General features: G+C 43.9%; 12 protein-coding genes and 1 pseudogene. 10 read left to right on the top strand and 3 right to left on the bottom strand.

All coding sequences use genetic code 11. The annotated features are described in order from the left end of the window. Positions 1-46: 46 nt before the first annotated feature. Entirely contained in the window at positions 47-3,682 is a 3,636-nt protein-coding gene (locus tag ASG89_RS11820; RefSeq protein WP_057310857.1) for a fibronectin type III domain-containing protein, read from the top strand. Positions 3,683-3,744: 62 nt separating this feature from the next. Here the strand turns inward: ASG89_RS11820 and ASG89_RS11815 are convergent, their stop codons facing one another. After that, positions 3,745-5,307 carry a helix-turn-helix domain-containing protein gene (locus ASG89_RS11815; protein WP_057310855.1) on the bottom strand — a complete coding sequence of 521 codons (1,563 nt, stop codon included), beginning with the start codon at positions 5,305-5,307 and terminating at the stop codon, positions 3,745-3,747. After that, positions 5,285-7,054 carry a sensor histidine kinase gene (locus ASG89_RS11810; RefSeq protein ID WP_057310853.1) on the bottom strand — a complete coding sequence of 590 codons (1,770 nt, stop codon included), beginning with the start codon at positions 7,052-7,054 and terminating at the stop codon, positions 5,285-5,287. The genes ASG89_RS11815 and ASG89_RS11810 overlap by 23 nt, the downstream gene beginning before the upstream one ends. Before the next feature lie 258 nt (positions 7,055-7,312). On the opposite strand from ASG89_RS11810, the gene ASG89_RS11805 reads away from it, so the two are divergent. From ASG89_RS11805 to ASG89_RS11780, 6 genes and pseudogenes are all read left to right on the top strand, one after another. Further along, positions 7,313-8,275, top strand: a complete 963-nt coding sequence (locus ASG89_RS11805; protein WP_235549724.1) for an ABC transporter permease — start codon at positions 7,313-7,315, stop codon at positions 8,273-8,275. A gap of 31 nt (positions 8,276-8,306) precedes the next feature. Next, on the top strand, positions 8,307-9,197 hold the full coding sequence (locus ASG89_RS11800) for a carbohydrate ABC transporter permease (protein ID WP_057310851.1): 891 nt from the start codon (positions 8,307-8,309) through the stop codon (positions 9,195-9,197). Between the two features lie 27 nt (positions 9,198-9,224). Then, positions 9,225-10,850: an extracellular solute-binding protein gene (locus ASG89_RS11795; protein ID WP_057310849.1), complete on the top strand. Its 1,626-nt coding sequence runs from the start codon at positions 9,225-9,227 to the stop codon at positions 10,848-10,850. Between the two features lie 132 nt (positions 10,851-10,982). Continuing rightward, positions 10,983-13,253, top strand: a complete 2,271-nt coding sequence (locus ASG89_RS11790) for a glycoside hydrolase family 2 TIM barrel-domain containing protein (RefSeq protein ID WP_057310847.1) — start codon at positions 10,983-10,985, stop codon at positions 13,251-13,253. 156 nt (positions 13,254-13,409) lie between these two features. Next, a pseudogene (locus ASG89_RS11785) lies at positions 13,410-14,069 on the top strand (HAD hydrolase-like protein). A gap of 82 nt (positions 14,070-14,151) precedes the next feature. Then, a complete protein-coding gene (locus ASG89_RS11780; protein ID WP_057310845.1) occupies positions 14,152-14,769 on the top strand; it encodes an HD domain-containing protein in 618 nt (205 codons plus the stop codon). A 436-nt stretch (positions 14,770-15,205) separates the two neighbouring features. Here ASG89_RS11780 and ASG89_RS11775 read toward each other — a convergent pair whose 3' ends face one another. Then, complete coding sequence (locus ASG89_RS11775) at positions 15,206-15,931, bottom strand: MBL fold metallo-hydrolase (protein WP_057310843.1); 726 nt, start codon at positions 15,929-15,931, stop codon at positions 15,206-15,208. 153 nt (positions 15,932-16,084) lie between these two features. Between ASG89_RS11775 and ASG89_RS11770 the strand changes: the two genes are divergently transcribed. From ASG89_RS11770 to ASG89_RS11760, 3 genes are all read left to right on the top strand, one after another. Beyond that, on the top strand, positions 16,085-16,690 hold the full coding sequence (locus ASG89_RS11770) for a TetR/AcrR family transcriptional regulator (RefSeq protein ID WP_057310841.1): 606 nt from the start codon (positions 16,085-16,087) through the stop codon (positions 16,688-16,690). Between the two features lie 498 nt (positions 16,691-17,188). Further along, positions 17,189-17,614: a MarR family winged helix-turn-helix transcriptional regulator gene (locus tag ASG89_RS11765; RefSeq protein WP_057310839.1), complete on the top strand. Its 426-nt coding sequence runs from the start codon at positions 17,189-17,191 to the stop codon at positions 17,612-17,614. Positions 17,615-17,752: 138 nt separating this feature from the next. Further along, positions 17,753-18,517, top strand: coding sequence for an SDR family NAD(P)-dependent oxidoreductase (locus ASG89_RS11760; protein WP_057310837.1), 765 nt, complete (start codon positions 17,753-17,755; stop codon positions 18,515-18,517). Position 18,518 lies beyond the last annotated feature (1 nt).

Here is an 18,518-nt window from a genome sequence, read left to right as displayed (position 1 = left end):
AGAAAGCATGAATGAGCTTTAATTGAATTGTACAGGAGGATTAAAAATGAGAAAAGGAATGATTACTAAGGTTTCAGTTACGCTAGTTTTTGCTTTAGTCTTGCAAATATTAGGGACTGCAGGTATCGCAGGCCCTACCGCAAATGCAGCTCCCATAGTTGCTGACAGCACATGGAAAGCTATTGATACAACATTGGCGGTAGCACCTGGAAGTGCGCTGGACTTGTCCTACATGAATCAAACCCCAGCTGGAACGAAAGGCTTCGTAAAGATTGATGCGGATGGCGATTATTATTTTACGGATGAGCCCAATAAGAAAGTAAAGTTCTTCGGTACCAATCTTGTTGGCAGCTATGGTACGGATCCAACCCGGGAAGAAATGGTAATCATCGCCGACCGGCTTGTTGCTATGGGTTATAATGCGGTGCGCTACCATTCCAATGATGAAAATGTGGACTGGGCAAAAGGGCTTATGGTGAAGCCAACTTCGACCACCGTTACATTGGATCCGGCCAAACTGGACAATTTTGAGTACTTTGTTTCTTTGCTGAAGGAGCGAGGCATCTACATTGATATCGACATTCTGGCCTATGCGGATTTTTCTGGTGTACCAAGCTTAAGCCAATACGGCTCGTTCGGTGCCAAATATATGGCAACGCTTTTTCCGGACGGTAAAGCGATTTGGCAATCCTTTGCTCGGCAATGGCTTACTCATGTTAATCCATATACCGGACTCGCCTTGAAGGATGATCCTATTTTGATGGGTGTATCTCCCATGAATGAAACTATTCTTTATAATGCTAATTTTTCGAACCCAAGTGTAAAAGAATGGTTAAAGACAGACTTTAATCTATTTTTGGCTGGTAAAGGACGTCCGGCTATCACCACATTTCCAAATACATTTTGGAGTGCGCCTGCAAGCATTCGTGATGATCTTGCCGAGTACTTCACAGAAAAAACGTTATCTTCCCATAATGAAATGAAAAATTACCTGAAAGATGTAATTGGCGTAAAGGTGCCTATCGGGGGAATTAATTACATAAATGATTCTTTGGCCAACTACTGGCGAACACACACAGATATTCATGAAACACACTTATATAATGGGCTTGTAGATGGAAGGGGAGCAACATTCTCTTATACCCCGGCGTCACATCCTCGTTACAGTATGGTATTTGATCCGGAAACAAGAGCTAATTATGTGCCGCAATATGGAGGGACTATATTTAAAAATTATATTCCTGGTCTTGCTCTTGGGCAGCTGTACCAGAAGCCTTTTGCATTAACGGAATATAATCAGGAGTTTCCGACGAAAGGCAGAGACGACCTTGGATTGATGGTGGCTGCGACCGGCGCCTACAATGGCTGGGATATGCTAAACAGGTTTCAATATGTGTCCCGTGTAAGAGAGGCCGTTCAACAAAGTGCTACTTTAGGTGGTTTTACCTCATTCGATACCTTAACAGATACCTTGGTAACAATGTCCGAATATCAAAGTTCACTTCTTTTCCGTAAAGGTCACATCACTGCAAGCGAACCTAAATTTGTCATTGTAAGAGACAGAACATCGGTCAAAACGCATGCGTCATCAACGGAGAATGAAGATTTAGAGATTAATCGAATGTATATACCACATCTGTTCAAGATGGTTACCGTGTACGCAGATAAGCCTGGAGAACCTTATGCCATCTATAAAATCACACCGGAGCTTACATCAGAGCAAATCGCAAGCGGTAATATTCCTGCACAGAATAAGATATCCATTACGAATAGCATGACCTTGAAACAGGTTGCGGAGACGTTTATTAATGCAATAGATGATGTCAATCTGAAAAACAACATGCTCTCTAATCTGAATCAAAATAAGCTGGTTTCGGACACGGGAGAGCTTATATTTGATCTTAATTTAAATACCTATCTGATCCATACCCCTTACGCAATTGGAGCTGTAGGAACTCTCAATAACAACCTATTCGAGCTTGGTCCTGTATCTTTGAAGGCAAGTGTGGATAAAGGAACCGTATCCGCAGCTTCGCTTGATGATAAATCACTAGACAAAAGCGAGAGAATGCTGGTCATCTATACCACCGATGTAGCAGCGACAGGTGAAGATACGATTCAAGATCCTCTCGATAGCAAGAAGAGGACCTATGTAAGAGGGAAATTGCCGACACTTGCCAAACACGAGACCATGGAATTCCATCTGAAGACGACACTCATCCCGGCAGCGTACAAAGCTTACAAGCTGGCGACAAACGGTGTACGGCTGCAGGAAATTCCCGTGATCGCCACAGGAAACGACATCGTTGTCCAGCTTGATACGGATAAAGGCTACGCTTTCGAGCTAGTGTATGATGCGATCTATGCGGATAGCTTTGAAGCGGGTAACGCAAACGGATGGAGTCCGCTTAAAGGACAATGGAGCACCGTGCAGGATGGCGGCTCTTCCGTCTATCTGTCCGAAAAATCGGGACTTTCCGTGGTCGATGCAATCTACGGTACTGATTATTGGGTAGAAGCGGACGTCAAGGAAGCAAATAACAGGGGAGACCTCGGTCTTATTGCACGGTATGCAGATAGCGGCAATTATTATGCTTTTACGTACCACGCAAACCCCGGCAATGCCAAGATTGAAAAGCGCCAGAGCGACCAGAATGTCGTGATTCAGTCCGTGTACGGGCTTCCAAGCGTTGAAGCGGGAACAGCCTACAAGCTGCGGTTTGAAACTGTTGGCACATCGTTGAAAGGTTATCTGAACGGCCAATTGGTGATCAGCGCCACAGATACTGATTTTATTGGCGGAAAAGCAGGCCTCATAACCAGCTCCAGCCGAAAAGTTTACTTCGATAACGTGCTTGTCCGCCATGACGACGCAACGGCTCCTACTGCCCCTTCAAACTTGTCTGCAGTGTCAAACTCTTCCTCACAAATGGATCTCACATGGGATGAGTCTTCGGATGAAACGGGCGTGTCAGGCTATAAGATTTATCGCGACGGACAAGAAATCGCCACGATGAATGGAGAGGTCTACAGATATAAGGATACGAGCCTGACGATCGCAACAACCTACCGGTATGCGGTTAAAGCATTCGACCCGGGGGGGCGGTTTTCGGAAGCAAGCAACGAAGTTACTGCCACGACTACCAACACCTATCTTCAAGATGATTTTGAAGATGGCAACGCGAATGATTGGTCGGTTGATTCCTTATGGGGAACGTTCACAGTTGTTACGGACGGAAGCTCAAAGGTCTACCTTTCTGATAATGCGGCCAAAGGCGGCACAAAGTCCATTGCGGGACTCGCCACATGGTCAAATTACACGGTAGAGGCCAAAGGAAAGGTGGATAGCTGGAATAGTCGAATTGGTTTGGTCGCAAGTTACGTCGATTGGAGAAACTATTACGTCATGCTTTATGATTACTACTACAAAAGAGTGTCCATCGTCAAGTTTCAGGATGGAATAGAGACAATGCTTGCATCAACACCGATGACCACAGCACCGACAGCTGGCGTTTATCATACTTATAGCTTTGAGGTAAATGGCAGTGTATTAAAGGGTTATATAGACGGGCAGCTGCTTGTCACTGCGACGAACTCAAACTTTACTGCAGGTAAAATAGGTGTTTTTAGCCATATGCAGAAGTCTTATTTTGACGATGTGGTTGTTAGAGCTAACCCATAGAGCTAACCTGCTCATGCAACAAACAAAAAGGAGCCTCGCGCATGGCGGGCTCCTTTAGCAATTTACATTGTTTTCCGATGTTCCTTCGGTGAAACACCGAAATAGTTTTTGAACGCACGCGAGAAATGATAGAGATTGCCATACCCTACCTTTTCCGAGATCTCATTGATCCGTAAGGTGGGGTCTTTGAGCAGCTTCTGGGCCTCTTCCATACGGACCTTGGTTAAGTAGGCCGTGAACGTTAACCCCGTTCGTTCCTTGAACAGCTTGCTGAAATACGAGTAATTCATCGATACCCGATTGGCCACCTCGGCTAGCTGCAGATCGCGGTTATAATGCTCACGAACGATGGATTCCGCTACGGTAATGACCGTTTCTCCCAGGTTCGCGTGCTCTGAGATCAGCTGCTTCGTATCTGTCGCGTAGCTTTTGAGATAATGCCGGAGCTCGCCTAACGTGTGAAAGGTGTCGAAAGCTGCAGCGCGTTCGGTCTCTTCAAAAAGAAACCGATCATGGACATGGCGATGGATTTCGGAAAGCACCAGATCGTAAATCGACTTGAGCTGCTCCAAGGACATCTGCGTGCGCAGAGCGTCGCTGAGATGGCGGTCAACCCAGCGGCCGATTCGTTCCACATGCAGAGTCTCAGCAGCCTGCTTGAACTCTTCCCACTCCTTTTTGCCAGGCAGCCAAGCTTCCGTCTTGCCCAATGGCTCAAGCGTCACGAAGACCTCGCTTGGTTCTCGTAAAATCCGCCCCGACATCGCTTGATGTGCTTGTTTATAAAGACGCGATAAATCGTCCAAGCCCTGCCCAGATTGGCTAATCGAGGCTGTAGGCGTTCGCGGATTGCCTTTTCGAAGCACGCTAACAGCTTTACCGAGTAAACCTTGAATGGTTTCAAAAGAAATAGCTCCAGCATAATTAAACACAACGCACACATAGCCTTGCACATCATGAAACGCTAGGAAGCGTAGTTGTAACGCTAAATCATTGTCCTGAATGCACCGTTCCAAACATGTACTTACCGTATCCAAATGTTCTTCGCTAAAGGTAACATCGTCAAAGGATAGCATGGAAACGGCGAACAGCGGATAAGCAAAGTAAGCTTCGAGTGATTGCTGTGACTCGGAATCTTTGCTGCTCACCAAGGCGTTCGACCCGTGGATGACGAGGGGTAATCGAGCAATTAGCAACGCTCTTGCATCCGTAAGGTTTCTTTCGGCGAGCTGGTCGTTAAAGTGATCCTGCTCAATACTCGCAATGGCGGACAGTACTTGCTTGCCGAGCTCATCGGAGGACGCAGGCTTCAGTAAGTAGTCTAGTGCGCCGTATTTGAATGCTTCACGGACATAAGGGTAATCACCAAAGCCGCTCAACATAATGAATTTGGTGCGTGTTAGCAGCGGAGATAGCTTTTTAATCAATTGAATGCCATCTAACTCGGGCATGCGAATGTCCGTGATAATGATATTTGGTATCAAGGTTTTAGCCATCTCAAACCCCTGTAGACCACCGTTCGCGACATAAATATCTCGGATACCTGCTACATTGGCCCTTTCTAGTTTGGCTTTCACACCGCTGCCGATCAATTCTTCGTCATCAATAATTAACACGGTATACATTGTCATTCTCCTCGATTCGTTTTGCGTCATAAGGAAGGGTTAGGATCGTTTCTGCGAATTGGCCTTCGATACTGTTTAGCTGTAAGGGATAATTCTCACCGTAAAATAACTTCAATCGTTCATTAATATTGCCTAGACCGATGCTTTCTCGATCTTTATCGCCTTTGGCTAAATAAACGGAAGTACGGAACTGTTCGTTAAGTTCGTTGAGCCGAGTAGTTCCAATGCCTGCACCATTATCTTTTACACAGATCCGGATGGATAAATCACTCTCTTGGCTGACATAAATATCAATATCGAGTGTGTCCTGTTTTGCGAAGCCATGCTTTACGCTATTCTCGACAATCGGTTGTAGGATGAACTTTAATACCTGAATGGTGAGAAGCTCATTGGGAACATGAACGCGGAAATGAATACTATCTCCATATTTCACCTTCTGAAGCGTCATATACTGTCCGAGATAACGAAGCTCATCTGAAAGAGTTGCGAATTTAGCATGACCGTCCATATTATAGCGCATCATTTTACCGAAATCAGCCATAGCATCAGACACATCATACTGGCCGGCGATTTCCATTTTGGCACTAAAGATATCCAGCGTATTGTAGATGAAATGTGGGTTAATCTGCGATTGCAGTGCGATGAGCTGTGCATCCTTGTGCATGGTTTCTTTCTTGATCATATCGCTTAGCAGCAGGGTAATTTTATTCAGCAAAATGTTGAATTTCTCCGTGATAACTCCGAACTCGTCCTTCCGTACAATAGGAATGGGCTTAAACCCTGTTTCAATGGCGAGATCCATCTGTTTAATGCTCGTTTTCATTTTACTTAACGTCATCTTGAGGACGAAGTAGAAAGCAATCAATAAGACAATGAAAGTAAGTATAAAAGCTAGATTGGCCGCAACCTGTAAGGAACCGAGCAGCGGTGGGAGCTGAATCACCATGACGATGACATGCTGGACATCTTTTAACGTGTCAGCGACATATAAGAAGCCAGATTCCTTGGCGTAACCTTGCGAGAAGAGGGAAGAGCTTACCTTATCTAAAGCTTTCAGGGTATCGTTATTTCCCTGGGGAATAACTTTATGATTTTCATCCAACACATAAACAGGCTGATTCGCAATATTGGGGCTCTCCGCAGGTTCAAGCAAATCGCTGGAGCGCACGTCAACAATCGTAACGCCTAGATAAGAACCTTCAATGGAGATCATTTTTTGAATATACCTGAAAAGTTCACTGCCATCTGCCTGAATCGTATTCAGCACCCAAAGTGTTTTCTTTTCAGATGCCATGAAGGTATCGTACCAGGTTTCTTTTTTAATTTTTTGCTCGGAGTAAAAGGAACCAAAGCCTTCCGGGATGGAAGTGTTATTTGTATAAATGGATATTTGTTGAATGTTAATTTTCTGAAATAACATAGCATAGTTAACAAGGGGAGCCGCGTAGTTGAAATAGGTATCTAAAGAGTTTGAGTCCGATGAATACGGCTCACCAAGAAATTGTTGCAATCGGTAGTTATACGTAATATTGTTGCTAACGCTTTCAATAAGGTCGATTTTACTTTCGATTGTATACTTAATCTGCTTGGCGGTCGTTTGCGAATTCGCAAGTAATTGCGCTTGAATGAAACGTTGTGACTGGTTATAGGAATAAAGTCCAAGCACACTGAAGGGGATTAAAATGAAAAAAATAAAGGCAAGCGTCACTTTACTTTTGATACTCAAGGCTTGAAACGTACGTACCAACCTGCACTCCTTCTTTCTCCAAAGATGTTGTACGGAGGTATTCGACAAAAGGCATGCTAAACCTTTCGCTCTTTTGGCAGAGCCCAAATGAAGGTATCAAAACTAAAATGGTGATATTTTTATAAGCGCTTTCAAAATGTATAGTGAGGATATGCTTCCGAAGTTGCTTTGCTATAGCAGAAGTAGAGTTAGCATTAAAAGAGAACGCTGTCATTTGGTTGTCACGACCTAGGGCAGCAAATCGGGGAGGAAAGTCAAGTGGATGGAGCCGTAAATGCGAAACAACGAGTGCGAGCGCCACGATTATCAGCGATGGGCAGATGGCAGCGCTTCAAGAGCCAGTTCGCGCTGCAAAGCATGGTATGGCCGGGGATCTTGTTTTTGCTACTGTTCTCGTATGTTCCGATGTATGGCATTCTGATTGCGTTTAAGGATTACGATCTTTTCTTGGGTGTGATGAATTCACCGTGGATTGGGTTCAAGCATTTTCAAGAATTTGTGAATGATCCGAATTTCTTGAATGTATTAAGGAACACGCTAGCGATGAATCTGATGGGATTAATAATTGGGTTTCCTGCACCTATCGTGTTTGCACTCTTTTTAAATGAGTTGAATAAGAAACGATTCAAAAGCTTCGTTCAAACGATTTCTTATCTGCCTCATTTTGTTTCGTGGGTGATTTTTGGAGGATTAGTTCTAACGGTGCTATCACCTTCGAACGGGATCCTTAATCTGTTGCTTACGAGTTTGCATATCATCGATGAACCGATTAATTTCATTGCAAAGCCGCATCTCTTCTGGATGATTATGGTTAGCGCTGAAATACTAAAAGGAATTGGCTGGGGAGCGATTATTTATATCGCAGCCATTGCCGGTGTGGACCAGGAAATGTATGATGCAGCGAAGATTGACGGTGCAGGCAGATTTCAGCGGATGTGGTACGTGACACTCCCAGCTATTATGGGAACAGTCGTGATTATGCTCATTTTTGCAATAAGCTCCATATTGAATACGGGTTTCGAGCAAATTATGGTCATGCAGAATCCACTGAATCTCGATGTGAGCGAAACGATCGATACGTATGTCTACAAGGTTGGCCTCAGACAAATGAGGTATTCCTATTCGACTGCGGTAGGCTTAGCGAAATCAGTCGTTGCCCTGATTCTGTTATTTGCTGCTAATTATGTATCTCGTAAAGTGACAGACAACAGCTTGTTCTAAGAGGATGCCTGCGTGTAAGGAGGAACACAAAATGAATATCCGTTCCAATAGGGACAAATGGTTTGACATCGGTAATATCATCTTTATGTCTACAGTTGTATTCGTAACGCTGGCTCCGTTCTGGTTTGCTTTAGTTGGTTCTTTTAATGACGGGTTGGATTACTTACGAGGCGGCGTGTATGTATGGCCTCGGGAGTTTACAATCGCGAATTATAAAGCCGTATTCTCAGATACGACCATTTATCATGCATTTTTCATTACGATTAGCAGAACGCTGCTCGGTATGTCCACGCATATCGCTTTTACAGCGCTCGTTGCTTACGGCATGTCCCGCAAAGGTCTTAGTGGCCGCAACGTATATCTCGTCATTATGCTCACGACCATGTTCTTCTATGGTGGACTTATCCCGACTTACTTGCTATATAAAGAAATCGGTTTGTTAAACAATTTTATGGTGTATATTATTCCCTCTTTGTTCAGTGTTTGGGATATGATTATTATTATGTCCTTCTTTCGAACGATCCCTGAACAAATTATCGAATCGGCTAAGATGGATGGGGCCGGAGAATATCGGATTTTGCTGCAATTGGTGTTGCCGCTGACGAAGCCTGTCTTAGCCGCTATTGCTTTGTTTAATGGCGTGTATCATTGGAACTCTTATATGGATGCCTTGATGTTTACGACAAAATCATCCTTGGAGCCGGTTCAACTTGTACTGATGCGGATGGTGACAGATGCTTCCTATGGCGATGCATTTAGCCAGCAAGCGACAAGCGCTATGCCAGAGGAAGCGAAGCAAGTGAGTTCAGCTACATTGAAGTTGGCCATGATGGTGGCCACAACAGCGCCAATCGTCGCGATTTATCCATTCCTGCAGAAGTACTTTGTTAAAGGTGTGCTTATTGGTTCTGTGAAAGGTTAACTTACGACTATCAGGGGGGAAAAGCAAATGAAAAAAAGTTTAGTGAGCATGGGGCTTGTCACAACATTGGTTGGGACCTTGCTTGCAGGTTGTTCTACAGATAAGGGCTCAGAAACAACAACGAGCTCGCCCAAGGCATCGGCGTCAGCGTCAGCTTCAGCAAAGCCGGATGATAAAACGCCAATCAAGGTGACATGGTTTGTCGCGGATGAATCCTATAAGAAGACTTGGGATCCGGTTAACAACCTGCTGGATAAGATGATTACGGAGGATACAGGTATTTCCATCGAATTCACTTCAGGAAATAATGATAAATTAAGTGCTCTTATCGCATCAGGAGATATCCCGGATATGATTACGGTGGATAAGACGGCCCCGCAGCGAGGCGTGCTTGAGAAGTCTGGCTTGGTCTCACCGCTCGATGAGTTGATTATTAAGTACGAGCCTACATTTAATGTGCCAAAATCCATGCAGGACTGGTTCCGTAATCCGGATGGCCATTTCTATGGATATGCCAATTATTTCTGGGCCAAAGAAAATGTGAAACCAGGGGATACCCTATATAGCAACCAAGGATTATATGCCCGTAAAGACATCATGGACCAGCTTGGCATTAAGCCTGAGGACTTCAGTACGAAGGAAGGGCTGGTCACAGCTTTACGTAAAGTAAAAGATTCGAAAACGAAATATAACGGATTCGATGTGACTCCAGCCTACTTCGAAAGCTGGGTGATCTCAAGCTTCTTCGGTGCTCCGCGTGAGGATGAGCAAGGAAATCTGGTCGATCGCGAAAGAACGCCGGAATCATTGGAAGCGTATCAATTCCTTAACCGTTTATATCGGGAAGGGCTGATGCCGGAAGATAGTCAGACGCTGAATCAGGCACAGCTTACCGAGAAAGTGAACAATGGCGCAGTCTTTGCGCTTTCAAACAAAGTGATTAAAAGAGACGCCTTATATGCCAAAGATCCGAATGCCATCTTCGTTGCGGTTGGACCGGTACGTGGTGAAAAGGGCAAACAACCGGTGGTCGATCCAGTCGCGGCTTCCGGGTGGACACTAACCATGGTTAGCAGCAAAGCCAAACATCAAGATCGCATCATCAAACTCATGAAATATCTTTCCGCTGAAGAGATGAACTTGGTTGTGACTTACGGGCCTAAGGGGATTGCGTGGGATTACGATGCGAACGGCAAGGTGAAATTATCCGATGAGTTTATTAAGGCTAGAAGCGAGGACGCCAATAAAGCGAAATTAAAATACGGCAACGGATCGTTAAATTGGCTGATTAGCTATATGCCCGTTCAACGTACGTTGCCAGTGAACGGCGTACTGGAAACGGAAGGAACCAAAGCGAACATTTATTTCGGTAAATACACGTACGATGCGCTTGCATTCGAAAACATTTCGCCGATTGGCGGTTCGGAAGAAGCAGGAATCAATGCGAAACGTGAAGAAGTTCGCGTCAAAACAAGAGCGAAAATGATTCTCGCGAAATCTCCAGAGGATGTAGAGAAATTCTACAAAGAAGGCATTGATCAAGAAGAAAAGCTGGGCTCTCAAAAGCTGTATGACTATCAAAACAAGAAATTCCAGGAAGCCAAGAAAGCCCTAGGCGTTCAATTCGTCTGGCCGGCGAATATTAAGAAATAAGCTGTGATCGGATAAGCGAGCAAAATGGCATATGCAACGTTCGTAAGTGGTTAGCTCTCTCCACACGTTTGCATATGTCTTTTTGTGCTTTTTAATAGGGGGAAGACAATTTAAAAGAAAGGGGTTATGTCTATGAGACAGATTTTAAACTTTAACACGGAATGGCTATTTTGCGCCCTGGATGAGCCGAGAATCAAACACAAGGACTTTAAAGATGTTCATTTTGAGGAGGTACATCTACCACATACGAATAAGCTTGTTCCACATCACTATTTTAGTGAAAAGGACTATCAGTTTGTTTCCTGGTATCGCCGTCACTTTGAGGTTCCAGCTGATTGGACGGGCAAAAGTCTGATTGTGGAGTTTGATGGTGTGATGTCTGCTGCGGAGATTTATGTCAACGGCGCTTCTGTCGGCGAGCATCAAGGTGGTTATACTTCATTTTCATTCGAGATTAGTAAATGGGTTGTGATTGGGGAATCCAATGTGATTAATGTTAGAGTGGACTCTACATGTAGACCCGATATTCCGCCAGAAGGGCGATTGGTTGATTATATGCTGTTTGGCGGCATCTACCGGAATGTCCGTCTTATCGTGACGAGCTCAGTGTATATCGAATGGGCCTCTTATGCGTGGAAAGATGTGACTTCACAGGAAGCATCGATGGACGGCATATTTCGGATTAACAATCGGGGTGAAGCGAGGACCTTTATGCTCCATACCTCCTTGCTCAATTCTGAGGGGGATGTGGTAGAGAAAGTCACTACAACTATCGCAGCTGAGGTTGGGGAGTCGGAAGTTGGACAAATGACGATGAAGGTGGACAACCCGCATCTGTGGGATATCGACGATCCTTATCTATATGTAGTGAGGACGACCTTGTGCGACATGGGGGAGGAGAGATTTGAACACGACGATTTGACGACGAGAGTAGGGATACGAAGTGCTGAGTTCCGCAAGGATGGGAGATTTTATCTCAATGGGAATCCGTTAAAACTGCGAGGGCTGAATCGGCATCAGATGTTCCCCTATTTGGGCGGAGCCATGTGTGAAAGGGGACAACGCAAAGACGCGGATATTCTAAAAGAGGAGCTGGGGCTGAACTTTGTTCGCTCATCACATTATCCCGCAGATCCATCGTTCCTCGATCGGTGCGACGAGATTGGTTTACTTGTCTTCGAAGAGCTGCCTGGCTGGCAGTATATTGGCGATGTGCAGTGGAAGAACAAAGCACTGCTTCAGCTGGAAGAAATGATTGTGCGTGATCGTAATCACCCTTCGATCTTCTTATGGGGCGTTCGTATTAATGAATCTCAGGACGACACCGAGTTCTATTTGCGAACGAATGCGCTTGCTCACGAGCTGGATCCATCACGGGCTACCGGTGGTGTGCGTGCCATACATGGGAGCGAGTTTCTGGAAGATGTGTTTACATACAACGATTTCACGCGCAATCGGGAAGGGAAAATCCTTCAGCCAAACCATTCCCCGTATCTCATTACGGAATACATGGGGCATATGTATCCGACGAAGTCGTATGACAGCGTGGAACGGCAAATTAAACATGCGCTCGGTCATGCTCAGATTCAGAATGGGCAATATGGCGTTCCTCACGTAGCAGGAGCAGCTGGTTGGTGTGCGTTCGATTATAACACGCATCAGGATTTCGGTTCTGGTGATCGCATTTGCTATCACGGTGTCTGTGATATTTTCAGGTTGCCCAAGTTCGCCGGATACTTCTACCGCAGTCAGATGGAGCCTGGCAAGCAGCCCGTCGTGTTTATCGCCCGGTATTTGATTCCGTCCTTTAATGAAGACTTTCGGGATGTCGTTCCTGTATTTACGAATTGTGAAGAAGCAGATTTATTTGTTAATGGGGTTAAGGTTGCCTCAGAACGCCCTGACTATGTGAATTACCCCAGCTTGCCGCATCCTCCGATTATGTTCACAGGCTGCAGTTGGTGGGAGTGGGGATCGAGTCTGCTAACGAGTCTCAAGGTTGTTGGCAAAATTGGCGGTGTCGCAGCAGCTGAGCATGAGCTGTTTCCGGTGGGGATGCCGGATCAATTGGCAATGCTTGCGGATGATCTCGAGCTTATCGCAGACGGTGCAGATTGCACCCGAGTGGTAGTTGCTTTACAGGACAGCAAGGGGCAGACCCTTCAGCTTGCTCATCATGCGGTTTCATTCCATGTCGAGGGTCCAGGCAGATTGATTGGTGAAAATCCCTTCAGCTTGGAAGCTGGCAGAGGTGCTGTGTATATCCAGGCAGCTAGAACGCCAGGGATAATTCGCTGTATAGCGAATGTGAAGGGGGTGATGGTTGCTGAGGTAGTAATCCGATCGGAGGTGTTGCAAGCACAAATCGTTCCCATTCCACAGCGAACCAAGCAACTCTATTAAAAATCACAGGCTGGTAAAGTCGCTGTTGTTTCGTGTAGAGCTACTAGAGCACAGAGAAAGAACAAAAAAAACTAAACGAACGGGCAGTTATCCTGACAGGCTTGTGTTAAAATATGGATGATAATCAATCAGTTATTAAAAAAAGGGAGAGGTACAATGTCACAATCACTCATCTTTGATATGGATGGAACACTATTTCAAACAGATAAAATTTTAGAAATATCACTCGAAGACACTTTTAATCATTTAAGGGATATAAATGAATGGGATACAGTTACGCCTATTAATAAATATCGTGAAATTATGGGTGTACCTTTACCAAAAGTATGGGAAGCTCTTATGCCCAATCATTCCAATGAAATAAGAGAACAAACCGATATATACTTTCTAGAAAGATTAATTGAGAATATAAGAAGTGGGAAAGGGGCTTTATATCCAAATGTAATGGAAGTTTTCAGTCATTTAAAAGAGAATGATTGATCAATTTACATAGCAAGTAATGGTTTAACGGAATATTTAAAGGCAATTGTTACTTATTATAATTTAGATAATTGGGTTTCTGAAACTTTTAGTATCCAACAAATTAAGTCGTTAAATAAATCAGACTTAGTTCAAATTATTATTGAAAAATATGGTATCACCAATGCAGCAGTAGTAGGAGACCGCCTATCGGATATAAATGCAGCTAAAGATAATGGTTTAGTTGCCATAGGATGTAATTTTGATTTTGCTCGAGAAGACGAACTTTCTCAAGCTGATATCGTTATTGATGACTTAATTGAGCTGAAAACAATAGTCTCACAGTTGAAAAAATAGGTATTAACTACAGTTAAACAATAAAGCTGTCTGGTCATCAACAAGTAGTTGACTTTTTAGTCAAGTAAGGGGAGAAGTTTTAATGTTTACCCGTATTACTCAGTTAATTAATTTCCTTTCAGTAGTAGACAAATTTAAAACAATCGAACGCAGAACCTATGTATCGAATACGGCACGACGTGAAAATGATGCAGAACATACCTGGCACATGTGTATGTTTGCTCTTTTGTTACATAAGGAAATTGGGTATGAAATTAACTTAGAAAAAACTTTGAAATTGATTCTAATTCACGATTTAGTGGAAATTTATGCCGGAGATACATTCACTCATGATATTAAGGCACGTGTTGGGAAGAAGTTGAGAGAGGATGAAGCTGCTGAAATTCTGTTTGCACAACTCCCTGAGGATTTCAAAAACGAATTCAATGAGTTATGGGATGAGTTTGAATCAGGAGACACACGCGAAGCACAATTCGTTAAGACAATAGACAAGATGCAGGCTTTTGCTCAGAACGTCAATACAAAGGGAACGGTTTGGAAAGAAAATCAAATTGCACCTGAGAAAATATTAGCTTATAACGAAAGCTGGAGACATCAAAATGATTCATTTTCGGAACTATTTAATTATCTATGGAATTTCGCAAAAAAAGAAGGCTATCTTTATAATTCCGAAGATAAATCAGGTAGTGAATTAAATTAAGGGAACGTTAGCGCAGAACAATAGTATTCTGGAGAAAGGTAACCGGCTAGATTGATCGGTTGCCTTTTTCCTTTTGAAGTAACGGGAGTTTAGTTATAACTAATATTTCCACCGTCGAAAACGTATTGTTATACAACATATGGATTTGGTTTGAATGACAGACTCATTCTTTAAAATAGGGCGTAATCCCTCTTGAATATAGGTTCTCCACTAGCTTGAAAAATTCTTCTGACGATAAATCCTTTTGACGCTGGAGCCAAAGACGAAATAAAGAAAGGGAAGTTGTCAGGTAAAACTCAATTAAATATGGCTACGAACTAAAATGGTTAGGGATATGATGGTGCCGGATTATGCGAATCATGCTAACAATGAGATTGTGCAGCTGAGTAATGATTTAATGAATTTTTTAGTCATTGGGCTATGAACGTCGACATTATTATTTTTTTGGCAGCAACATGAGAGACTTGGCGTGGCGTTGGACCTCGAGTGCCTCTAATGGCCAACCATGCCCTATGTAAAATTTTTGTATTCCCGAATCAAGAAGGCGGGTCAGTTCACGGGCTACTGTGTGTGGGTCATCTTCGAAGGGTGGTCGTATGGCATGAGTGGTTCTTATGATACCGCCTAACAAAATTCCGGAGGCGACAAGGTCGCCAACCAAAGCTTCATGAGTAGCAAGCTCTATAGAGACAGAGCCAGCCGTGTGCCCAGGTGTTTGCTTAACTCTTCCCGGAATTCCGTATCGACTCAGGTCGATAACATCATGCTTTGTAAGAAGAATATCCGGTTCAAAACCGATATACGGCTCGAACATTAATGGAGTCTTGATAAATAATTGGCCAAACCAACCAGTTGGGCAAAAAGTCATCTGCGTTTCACGACTAAAATGTGTAGCATCTCCTTCGTGAGCCAAGATCGGTGCTCCTGATAGCTCGCGAATACTCGCTGCACTTCCGGCGTGATCGACATGCGCATGGGTTACAACGATGAGTTTGATATCTTTAAATGTGAGTCTTTCCTTAGCTAAGGCTTTTTTAATTTTATTCTCAGACCCTGGTAAACCCGCATCGACAAGTATGCATCCGTCCGGACCTACAAGTAAGTGGGAGTTTACCATATGCATGGGGAGGATTGGAATGCGGACGATTTTAACATTGTTCATAAATTCATTATCCTCTCTGATGATGAGCTATATGCTATAACTACCGAACCGAACCGTCCGGTTCTATTTTAGGTTAATCTAATATTTAGTTAAATGCAAGAGAAATGTTACAATATATTCAAATGCTTTTTGGGATGTATGGAGGATTGAAAAATGCGTAAAGACGAAAAAACACGACAACACATTATTATTAAATCCGCTGAATTATTTAATCAAAAGGGGTATGCAGGGTCATCGATACAAGACATCATTGAGGCAACAGGGTTAACAAAAGGAGGAATTTATCGAAGATTCTCAAACAAAGATGAAATCGCAGTGGAAGCTTTTGAATATGCGGGGCAGGTTTTGATGGGACAGGTATCAGCAGCCATTAATAATGCTGATTCAGTGATAGACAAGATCATGGCTGTTTGCAATGTCCATATTGATCCAGTTAACAATCCTCCAATCAAAGGAGGATGTCCATTGTTGAATACTGCAGTTGAATGCGATGATAATTTTCCTATGCTTCGTGATAAAGCTTTAGCTGCGTATGAGGAGATGTCACGCCTTATAAAAGATATATTAAACCATGGGATATCTGTTGGAGAAATCCGTCCAGATGCAGATATTGATTCACTATCATCATTTATAGTTTCTTCTCTTGAAGGGAGTGTCATGGCAAGCAGATTGAGCAGAGACAGTAAACATGTAGGGTTTGTTATGCAGCAACTTCGACTTCTGTTGAACACTTATATAAAAAAAGACGACATTGTCTAAACGCATGTCTTTGAACAGTGCCACTACAAGCCAGATATCATGATGTTGAAGATGATGTACAAATGGACTACGGTTTTCGAACAAAATAGAGGTAGTTTTGAAGCCAAGTTGAAAATACACAATGAGAAAGTGATCAGGTTAAGAGATAATAACTATTTGGATTTTACTAAAGGAATACTACGCTAACGGAGAAACGTTGATCGAAATTCCATTTCATTTCGTGCTGGATGAAGGCACTACAGCAGTGGCTGTTGCAGTTCCGAGGCATTTTTAATAATTTGCTAGGTTAGAATGGGATTTATCGGATAACAAGGATATAAAGGTATAAAGCCGCGTAGTTGCGGTACAGGACCCGATTTGCAGCTAGCACGTTAATCCATCTGTTCGATTGCCGCTATGCTGAATAATGAAGCGAAGTCGGTTGACATTCTGGGAATTCCCGATTTATAATTAGGATGCTAATTATATTAACACGATCTCAGAATGGAGCCATTCCGCATGTCTCAATCCATCCTTTACTTGAAAAGAACCTATATTATTATGCGCAAAGAGCTTGACGTTCGGTTAAGCACATTCAATCTGACGACTTCGCAATTCGAGATCCTGGGCTATTTGGCTCAATCCGGAGGGTTGGAGCAGCAGAAGCTCCAGCATCATAGTGGGATTACATCCGCGACGTTAACCGGAATATTAGATAAGCTGGAGGCTCGATCATACATCACCCGTAAACCTAGCCATACAGACGGAAGGGCTAACATTGTGACGCTTACGCAGCAGGGCAATGAGGTGTTCGGTAAGCTGGTGGATCTTATTTTGGAATTCGAGGACGAGATGCTTAAAGGGTTCACGCAAGCCGAGAGAGATTTGCTGGGACATTGGCTGCAAAGAGTGGCAAAGAACCTAGGGGATAAGGAATATTATTAATAGGGGTTTTTAGCCTTTACATATAGCTAGCATCCTAACTATCGGAGAGGAGGTGAGCACAATGGTGCGTGTATAGTGACGAATATGAATTATGTTTATTTAATAGCTAGGATCCTAACTAATAGGGGAGGGGTTGTTATGCGAATTGTAGTTACGGGAGGAACAAGCGGAATCGGTTACGGAACGGCGCGCTTAGCCGCTGAAAGCGGATGGAAGGTGACGATCGTCGGTCGAAATCAAACTCAAGGCGCAAAAATTGTCGCGGAGCTAGGGGTAGACTACTTCTATGCAGATCTGGCCAAGATGTCGGATGTACGTCGATTAGCGGAACAGCTCGAAGGTCCGATTGATGCGTTATCGCTGTGTGCGGGAGGAATATCTACCGACAAAGAGGTCCGGCTGACCAATGAAGGGTTGGAGACGACTTTCGCAACAAACTATTTGAGTAAATTCGCGTTATCGGAGATGCTTCTTCAGCAGAACAAGATTGTACCCGGCGGATGCATCGTTATGGTAGGAGGTAATGGCGTCCACAAGAATGTCTCAACCGCTTGGGCTGAACCTCAAGCCGGTCTGCAGTCCGCTATGAAGGCAGCGCTTGCTGTCGATCTCTATGCTTCCGAGCTCGCCAAGCGATATCCGCAGTTACGCGTGCATACCTGCTACCCGGGAATGGTTAGAACGAATTTGTTCCACGAGGCGCCATTGCTGTTCCGATTGATGGCTCGAATATTCGGCCAGCCGATAGCCAAAGGTAGCGCTTATCTAGGTCGGTTGATCTTGGAGAATCATTCGGGGGTGCACTGGAAGCAGAATCGCCCCATGCGTTTCCAGGTTCCTTTGACCGAAGGCCAAGAATCCGAGGCGCTATGGGCATTTAGTCGACAATATATCAATATTTGAC

This window comes from Paenibacillus sp. Soil766 (genome assembly GCF_001428105.1).
GTDB lineage: Bacteria > Bacillota > Bacilli > Paenibacillales > NBRC-103111 > Paenibacillus_E.
The sequence above is the reverse complement of the archived record's forward strand: the minus strand, read 5'-3'. Positions and strand labels throughout refer to the sequence as shown.